The 8,424-nt window shown below is 39.1% G+C and carries 8 protein-coding genes; 3 read left to right on the top strand and 5 right to left on the bottom strand.

Annotated features, from left to right (window positions below; translation table 11 throughout):
• Positions 1 to 21: 21 nt before the first annotated feature.
• Positions 22 to 1,125 (bottom strand): mechanosensitive ion channel family protein, encoded by a 1,104-nt coding sequence (locus CWC30_RS04770; protein ID WP_138626562.1) that lies wholly within the window; start codon positions 1,123 to 1,125, stop codon positions 22 to 24.
• 124 nt (positions 1,126 to 1,249) lie between these two features.
• Here CWC30_RS04770 and CWC30_RS04765 point away from each other — a divergent pair, with 124 nt between their 5' ends.
• The gene (locus tag CWC30_RS04765) at positions 1,250 to 2,197 is read left to right on the top strand and encodes a YihY/virulence factor BrkB family protein (protein WP_138626561.1); all 948 of its coding nucleotides are present in this window, start codon (positions 1,250 to 1,252) and stop codon (positions 2,195 to 2,197) included.
• A gap of 23 nt (positions 2,198 to 2,220) precedes the next feature.
• On the opposite strand, the gene CWC30_RS04760 is transcribed toward CWC30_RS04765, so the two are convergent.
• Positions 2,221 to 5,247: a bifunctional diguanylate cyclase/phosphodiesterase gene (locus CWC30_RS04760; RefSeq protein ID WP_138626560.1), complete on the bottom strand. Its 3,027-nt coding sequence runs from the start codon at positions 5,245 to 5,247 to the stop codon at positions 2,221 to 2,223.
• 252 nt (positions 5,248 to 5,499) lie between these two features.
• Here CWC30_RS04760 and CWC30_RS04755 point away from each other — a divergent pair, with 252 nt between their 5' ends.
• On the top strand, positions 5,500 to 6,345 hold the full coding sequence (locus CWC30_RS04755; protein WP_138626559.1) for a pirin family protein: 846 nt from the start codon (positions 5,500 to 5,502) through the stop codon (positions 6,343 to 6,345).
• 22 nt (positions 6,346 to 6,367) lie between these two features.
• On the opposite strand, the gene CWC30_RS04750 is transcribed toward CWC30_RS04755, so the two are convergent.
• From CWC30_RS04750 to CWC30_RS04740, 3 genes are read right to left on the bottom strand one after another with little or no spacing between them, the layout of a single operon-like run.
• Positions 6,368 to 6,610 carry a hypothetical protein gene (locus CWC30_RS04750; RefSeq protein WP_008110702.1) on the bottom strand — a complete coding sequence of 81 codons (243 nt, stop codon included), beginning with the start codon at positions 6,608 to 6,610 and terminating at the stop codon, positions 6,368 to 6,370.
• Between the two features lie 13 nt (positions 6,611 to 6,623).
• Positions 6,624 to 7,064: a hypothetical protein gene (locus CWC30_RS04745; RefSeq protein ID WP_016899505.1), complete on the bottom strand. Its 441-nt coding sequence runs from the start codon at positions 7,062 to 7,064 to the stop codon at positions 6,624 to 6,626.
• A gap of 5 nt (positions 7,065 to 7,069) precedes the next feature.
• On the bottom strand, positions 7,070 to 7,387 hold the full coding sequence (locus CWC30_RS04740; protein ID WP_138626558.1) for a DUF883 domain-containing protein: 318 nt from the start codon (positions 7,385 to 7,387) through the stop codon (positions 7,070 to 7,072).
• Between the two features lie 574 nt (positions 7,388 to 7,961).
• On the opposite strand from CWC30_RS04740, the gene mraZ reads away from it, so the two are divergent.
• Positions 7,962 to 8,420: a division/cell wall cluster transcriptional repressor MraZ gene (gene mraZ, locus CWC30_RS04735; protein WP_008110699.1), complete on the top strand. Its 459-nt coding sequence runs from the start codon at positions 7,962 to 7,964 to the stop codon at positions 8,418 to 8,420.
• The last annotated feature ends 4 nt before the right edge of the window (positions 8,421 to 8,424 follow it).

The raw sequence follows: 8,424 nt of genomic DNA, 5'->3' as shown, positions 1-8,424 counted from the left end.
AACCTCGAACCTCGAACCTCTCTATATAATATTTTTACCTTGCTCTGGGTCGCGTGATTCATCGGCTTGCTCGCGAATATCATCCGTGTCACTACTTACATCATCAATACTGTGTTCATGCTCTGTGGTTTTATGTTTTTGAATATGTGATTGCTCGTTAATTTCTTCTGTTGTCTCTGTTTTAGCTTCGCTTGCTATGGGATAAATATCTTCACCTTGGCTATTGAGCAATATACGCTCTCTGGCATTGTCAGGCATGCTTATATTATGTTGCGTAAAACTACTGATTAACTCTCGCATAAGCTGTGAGGCTACTTTTACCGTGCTGTATTGTTCGCCGTTGACCCAAAAGTAAACGGTAAAGTTAATAGTGGCGGAGCCTAAGTTATCAATCAATACTTGGGGAGGTGGATCGCTAAGCACAGAGGTTTGCTGTGATATCATACTAATTGCCAGACTTTGTGCATCGCGAATATCATTATCGTAGCCAATACCGATTGAAAAATGACCGCGCATTTTTGGATTAGCGGTTAAGTTTTTAATGGTATTTTTATACACAGTCGCATTGGGTATTTGAATATGATTGCCATCGTAGTCAACTAAAGTGGTTGCCCGTGCAGTTACTTTTTTAACAATACCAATTCTGCCATCAACTTCTATTACATCATCTATTTTAAATGGACGCTGTACACTCAAAAGTAAACTGGCAATAAAGTTCTCAGCAATATCCCGAAAGGCAAAGCCTAAAATAAGCCCAATTAATCCGGTGCCACTCATAATTGCGACCGCGAATTCGGTGAGTCCTGCCAAGCGTAAAAATAGATAAAACCCGAGTAAAATAATTAAGGTGCTAATACCTCGCCTAGCAACTAGATGTACTAATTTACTCTTGGTCATGTAAGTAACAGGCTTTATTAACAAGCGTGATAATGGTGTGGCAATTAAATAACTAATCACCAAAATAACAATCCCTAATAATAAAGTGGGCAGTAATTGCATGAATGTGTGTAGTAATTGCATGCTTTGATCTTTTAAAAAGCTCCAAGAAATAGAGTTTGGTTTAACGGTGTCGATTGCTGGAATTGATGTGTTATTAGCGAGTGTTGCAATTAAAGCATTGAGCATAGAGGTCATCCGTGTTAGGTCGAAGTAATTAGGATCTGTGTTAAACAATAGCAGCAAGTCTAATACCAAGCAGTATTTTTTTTGGCAAACATTTTGCTGCTTAATTAGGAAAAGGGAGTTAACTATGAGTGACTTTAAGCGAGGCCAAAGAGCCAAGCAGCCTAACCAGATCCCTCTGCGTGGCTGGTGGGATATTATAAGGCGAATAGTAAAACAAATGAGCCGTGATAATTTATCTTTAGTGGCGGCTGGCGTGGCATTTTATGCGTTACTGGCTATTTTTCCCGCCATTGCGGCATTGGTTTCTGTGTATGCTTATTTTGCATCACCGAATGATATTAGTGTGTATTTAAGTCAGTTTATGGCGTTATTACCACAAAGCACTCAAGAAATTATTTTATCTCAAGTTTCAAGTCTTGCGCAAAAGTCACAAACTAGTTTAAGCCTTAGTGCGCTGGCTACTTTACTGCTCACTATTTGGAGTAGCTCTAAGGGCAGCCAAGCGTTGATCACAGCATGTAATATTAGTTATCACGAATACGAAAAGCGTTCATTTTTTAAGGCGCAACTTGTACGTTTATTATTTTCAGTAGGTGCAATTGTGGTGGCTGTAATAGCACTGGTAATTATAGGTATATTACCGCTAGCTCTTAACCTGTTAGGAATAAAAGAGAGTATTGATTTTTTAATCATGCTTATCTCATGGCCATTACTGGCACTAACCTTTAACTTTGCATTATTAATTTTATATCGTTATGCGCCTCACAGAAAAGCAGCTAAATGGCGCTGGGTTACCGTGGGCTCATTCACCGCCACTGTATTATGGATTGTGGCATCTTTTGGCTTTTCATTTTATGTATCTCATTTTGCTAGTTACAACGAAACATATGGCTCTTTAGGTGGGGTGGTTATTATGCTTATGTGGCTATTTATTAGCGCTTATATCATTATTTTAGGAGCCACAATCAATGCAGCGTTAGAGCAGCAAACTGCTCAAGACAGCACCATTGGACCAGATAAAAAAAGAGGGCAGCGAGGTGCGTATGTAGCAGACCACCTCGACACAAAATAACCAGTATTAGGGCTAAATGACTTTTATTTTAAACTAATTGCTTGATTTGTTGTTATCAGCTGCATAAACGAGGTTTTGTGCAGCGGCTTTGAAAACAAATAGCCTTGACCATAATCACAACCGGCCTCAAGTAATAAATCCATTTGTAATTTTGTTTCTATGCCCTCAGCAATTACTTTTAAACCAAGCTGATGAGCCATCATGATAATTGCTTCACACAAAGCCAGCTCTTGGCTGTCTTTTTGAATATTATCAACAAAGCGTTTATCGATTTTTAGGTAGTCGGTATCCATTTCTTGTAAGTAAGCAAGCGATGAGTAACCGGTGCCAAAGTCATCAAGGGCCAATTGCATCCCTGATTTAACCAAGGCTTTTAGGCGGCTTTGGGTCAGCTCTTCAGGATTAACCATTAAGCCTTCAGTAATTTCGGCCACAATCGCTGAGGCTGGTATATTTGCCGTAGCTAGCATATCGTACCATTCGTCTATGCCGCTATCGACGGTTGCCAATTGCACTGGTGAAACGTTAATGCTTATTTGAAATTCATCTTGAATGTGTTTTTTAATATCATTAAGTGTTTGTAGTGCCTCAGCAAATACAAATTGACCTAGCGCATTTATTTGTCTGGTTTCTTCAGCAAGAGGAATAAAGTTAGCAGGGCTGATCAGGCCTTTTTCTGGGTGTTGCCAACGAATAAGCCCCTCAGCTTTGTGAATGTGTAAATCATCAAGCGATACGATAGGCTGGTAATACAATTCAAACTGTTCTAGCTCTATAGCTGAGCGAAGCTCTTTGAGTAGTTGCATTCTTGCGTTTGCATCTTCTCGCATATCATGTGAGAAAAATTCAAAGCCATTGCGACCGCTATTTTTTGCTTTATACATAGCTTGGTCAGCGGCTTTAAGTAATTGCTCTGGATTTTGGCCATCATCTGGCGCGCAGGCAATACCAATACTGGCACTGATATACACTTTTTCATCTTCAATAAAAATAGTGGAGGCAAGGCTAAGCAAAAGTGATTTTGCCATTTGCTCGATGTTTTCGCTGCCATGTAAATCACTAAACACAACAACAAACTCGTCTCCGCCAATTCGTGCTACAAAGTCAGCCTTTTTGGCCGTTTGTACAATTCGCTCAGATACTAACTTAAGTAATCTATCGCCGTAATGGTGGCCCAATGTGTCGTTAATATCTTTAAAATGATCAATATCTAATAGCATAATGACCAGTTTTTGATCTTCACTGTTCAGGTTTTCGAATCGTTGGTTTAATCGCTCTTTTAGCTCTAATCGATTAGGCAAGTCGGTTAAATGATCAAAATGCGCTTGTCGCCAAATTAATTCATCTGCTTGTTTTTTCTCGGTTAGGTCGGTAAAAATAGCAATACGACTAGTCGGGGCTTTATTTTTATCGTAAATAGTATCGATGGTTAACCATTCAACATACAGCTCGCCATTTTTACGACGATTGGTTATTTCACCTTGCCAACGCCCTGTTTTATTGAGCGATTGCCACATGTAATTATAAAACTGCTTATCGTGTTTACCCGATGATAAAATACTAATAGTTTGATTGAGAGCTTCTCTTCGAGAATACAAAGTTGTTTCACAAAACGCAGGGTTCACATCATAAATAACCCCATTTTCATCCGTGATTGCCATGCCTTCACTGCTGTTGTTGTAAACTAATGACGCTAAATGCAACGATTCTTGATTTTGCTTTCGTTGCGTGATGTTACTAATAACGATAATAAACTCATCGGCTTTTTTCATTGGGCTAATTTTAGCTTCATAAAACTGATTGTCTTGTTTTTGTTCAAGCTCAACAGTGACAGGGGTGTTCAGGGGTATTAAGTACCCTTGCACTTGTTTTAAATTAGCATCGGAGAATAAACACGATAATTTTTTAGGGGGTGTTGAATGGCTATAATTTAACGATTTAATATGTCCACCGGTATCAAGAATATTGCCATTGGCATCTACGCGTAAAAAAGCATCGGGTAATGCATTAAGTAAGCTATTGAGCTCGTCATGCTTATGTTTAAGGCATGCTTCAGCCATTAAGCGAGTTTCGGCCATGTATTTAAAACGATGGTAAAGTCTATTTAGCTCAGGACTATTGGGCTGCTCATCGTCATGAGGCATATTACCGGCCGCTAAGCGGTTAACCGCCTGCGTTAAACTTTTAACCGGATTTAAAATACTTTTATTGATTAGTCGTCTGGCCAATACAGCTAAAAGAAGAATAGTAATTAAAAACCCCAAAACCATTTTTACAAAGTTAATATCTATCTGCTCAATCGCTTTATCAACTGGCTGAGTAATATAAATTGATAGTTGATTACCACTAGTATCTTTATAAAGCGTTGTGTGATTGTAAATTCGGCTCGCTCCATCATTCCCTCTGTAAATTATTCCGGCCTGTTGGCTATGATCAAGGTCTTCATTCGTTATTTTTTTACCTAATCGATCGGCTGAAAAAGGAAAATTAGCCAAAATTAGGCCGTTAGAATCAGTAATCACTGCGCGTGAATTATTGGGCAGATTTAAATTATTAAGCGCTGAATTCCACCATTGCAAAGCAATTGCGGCAACTAACATACCTGTAATTTCGCCATTTTCATCTGATATTGGCGAAGCAAAACTCAGACCGGGCGCATTAATACTTCTACCAATTTGATAAGAGCCAATTGAAAACGCTTTAGTTGTGAGGGCATGTTGAAAGTATTGACGATCGCTAATATTTATATTTTGGTTATTGCCATTGGTTGCACACATAATATTGCCTTGTCGATCATAAACACTCACATTTGCAATGTTGCTATACAATGTTTGTAAGTCTAAAAAGTAAGGCGGGCAATTGACCGACATTTTGGTAATATTTATGTGCTTGTTTGCTAAGAATAGGGTCAGGCGTTGTACGTCATCGATAATATTTTTTTGCTGTAAAACTAAATGATCAGCAATATGCATTACTTTTTTTTCACTTTCTTTAAGTGCTGCATCGCGACTAAACCATAAGGTAATTAAGATCACAGCGATCCCAGGCATGCAAATTAGCATAAGTAGGCGATAAAGCTGATGTTTTAATGATGCAGTAAAAATAATCGTATCCAAATAAGTATGGGGTGAAGCTATGGCCAATAATTATACTATAAATAACCTTTAATGTACTAAAATTATATCGCAAATATTAAATTTACTTTTATTGTATATAACTGAAATTTATTAATTAATTTTCGGGTCTAGTTGTAATAATAAATTAATATTTTATACTTTTACTTAACCTATTTTAGGCAAAAAATGAAAATAACCAAAGTACAAACTGCTTATGCTACCCAAGATGGGGATGGTGTTAATATTCGTCGTATTCCCGGATTTGATGGTAAATATTTAGATCCATTTTTAATGATAGATGAGCTTAAATCTGATGATGAGAGTGACTATATTGGTGGTTTTCCTCCTCATCCTCATAGGGGTATTGAAACCTTTACCTATATTTTAAAAGGCGGGTTTGAACATCAAGACCAAATGGGTAACAAAAAGGCGATTCGTGCGGGTGACGTACAATGGATGAGTACCGGTAGCGGTGTTATGCACAGTGAAATGCCCCTTGCCGATGCTGAACAAGGCTTACATGGCTTTCAAATTTGGCTCAATATGCCAAGTGCTCAAAAAATGCGTGAGCCTCAATACCAAGATACCACAGAGCATCCAGCACCGAGTTTTACTAATCAACAAGGTGTTTCACTTAAAGCCTTAGCAGGGACATGGCAATTTGAATCACACCAATTGGCTGCAAGCTTACAAAATTTAGCTGCTAATGGCGCTATAGCCGATGTAGCTTTGCCTGCGGGTGAAGGGCTTAATTTACCGGCTTTAAAACAGCAAAAAGTGATGATTTATATTCATACAGGCTCATTAATATCTCAGACCGGTGACGTGTTTAATGCGGGTAAGTTGCTTATATTAGAACCATTGAGTGACATTGCATTACAGGCAAAGAAAGCGGCGGGGGTTCTTATTTTAGCAGGCGATCCACTTAACCAGCCAATTGCGCACATGGGACCTTTTGTAATGACCACCGAGGCTGAAATTCGCCAGGCTGTTAGCGATTATCAAAATGGTTTTTTTGGCTCATTGTCGTGATGAATCGATGCGGGAATGACTTTTAAGCAAGTAGCTTTAATAACCAAGTGTATTTTTTTATCGTGTTAGCATCACCTTTAGCAGACTCAACTACAGCGCCAGCTGCAAACGCACTGGCAAGCCCCACTTTTGTTGCTGCAAAGCGTTTTGCTCTGTATTTTATAGCTGCAAGATGCTGACGTTTTAGCTCTGATCGCATTACAACTTCTTTATCTAGCTGTTGCACGCGAGCGTTCGGTGAGTTGATCAAATAATTGATTAACATAATAGTGTGTGCCTTATAATTTAAGCAGCTGCCTTAGACTATTTAGCGTTTTAGTAAAGCCAATTTTTTTGCTCAGATAAACGGCATTTCGCCACAGCCAAACTAAGCATAAAATTTGTAGGCTGATCACTACTGCAATGCTCAGCCAGATAGAGCTAAACAGATCAAAGGTGGCAAAGCCTACAATACCTAAAAACCCCACCCACAGTAACACCAAGCCACTGGCAAAACATCCTAGTAGAATGGTGATCAGTGCTAAGGATCTTAACGACAGCTTCCACTCAGCTGTAGCCAGCTGATGCGTTAACTTTCCTTGTTGGTAATAATCATCCTTGAGCTGCGCTGCATAATCAGCAAGCTTAGCAACATGATCTTGCCAGTCATCGGCGTGTTTTGCCGATGATGGCGAATCTGTCCCTTGTGATTCACTTGGTGTTGAGTGTTGGTTTTGCATTAGTATTACTTACGACGAAACAGTGCTGTAACTAACATACCAGCAGCAAACGCCAGACCTGCCGTTGCTAATGGGTTTTCTGATGCGAGTTGACGTGTTTTAGACGAACACTCTGCTAGTTTCTTACGAGCGGCTAACTGCTTTTCATTAAGCGTTTCAGCTGAGCTGCTTGCGCCTTTACGAATGCCATTTTCTGCCGCCGCCGCTTTACTTGATAATGCATCAACTGCGTCATGCGCTGCTGATGTCGCTTTATCTGTTAGCGGTGCTTCAATCTCTTGTTTTGCATCAATAGGAGTTTTGCTCTTCGTTGCCGTAGCCATAATCAATCCTTAATAGTTTTTTAAAAGTAATTATTTAGATGCAATGATTAAACCAGCCTTTAACCTGTTGTTTTATATAAATTGTATTTTATTTACGAATTTTGAGTGGGTTTATAGCTGTAACTATTGCGACAACAGTTTGTAATTTTTACAAACTAGGACGTGTTGATCATTCGAGATTGATTTTTTCTTTGTCCACTCGGTTACAAACCTCGCGACACGATTAAACCGCATCTAGTTTGACCAAACTCTAATTCACAAAGGTCAGCAGAGCTCAAATAAATTGTAATTATTCACTGTTTATTCATTACGCAAATAATGCCAACAAGCTAATAAAAAGCACGATAAAAAATTTTTTACTGGCTGATCAGATTTTTTATTAAACAATTCAATCGCTTTAATCGGAGCCTTATTTTTTCAGGCTTCGCGGGGTGCTAAAGCTGGGTGACTTACTTGACAAAAAGGCTTGTCAAGCCCTAAACTGGAGCACTGTGGTAAAAAGTGGTGTTTAGTGGATCAAACTGGATCGGGTTAATCAAAAAGTTGATTAAAATAAATTTACAATAGGCTTTTTATGTTTCGTGGCGCAAGTTCACTGAGTTTGGATGATAAAGGACGTTTTGCGGTACCGACTAAGTACCGAGATACGCTATTGTCTGAAGATCAGGGAACGGTAATTTGCACCGTTGCACTCAATGAGCCTTGCCTTTGGTTATACCCTCTTGCTGAATGGTTAGAAATAGAAAGCCGTTTAGCAAAAATATCTAATATGAATCCCAGAGCACGACGGATGCAACGTATGTTGTTAGGTAATGCGACAGAGTATCAGCTTGATAAAAACGGTCGAATTTTGTTGGCGCCTTCATTGCGCTCACATGCAGAACTAGGCAAAAAAATTATGCTGGTGGGTTTAATGAATAAATTTGAAATTTGGGATGAAGCACGTTGGCACGAACAGATGCGCCAAGACACTGAGCTTGAGAGGCTCGGTGATTTTGAACCGAATGACGATTTAGATAACTTCACCCTCTAGCAGC

Source organism: Pseudoalteromonas sp. S4741, assembly GCF_005886135.1.
GTDB lineage: Bacteria > Pseudomonadota > Gammaproteobacteria > Enterobacterales > Alteromonadaceae > Pseudoalteromonas > Pseudoalteromonas tetraodonis.
Note: the sequence above shows the minus strand (reverse complement) of the source record. Positions and strands in the feature narration are given on the sequence as shown.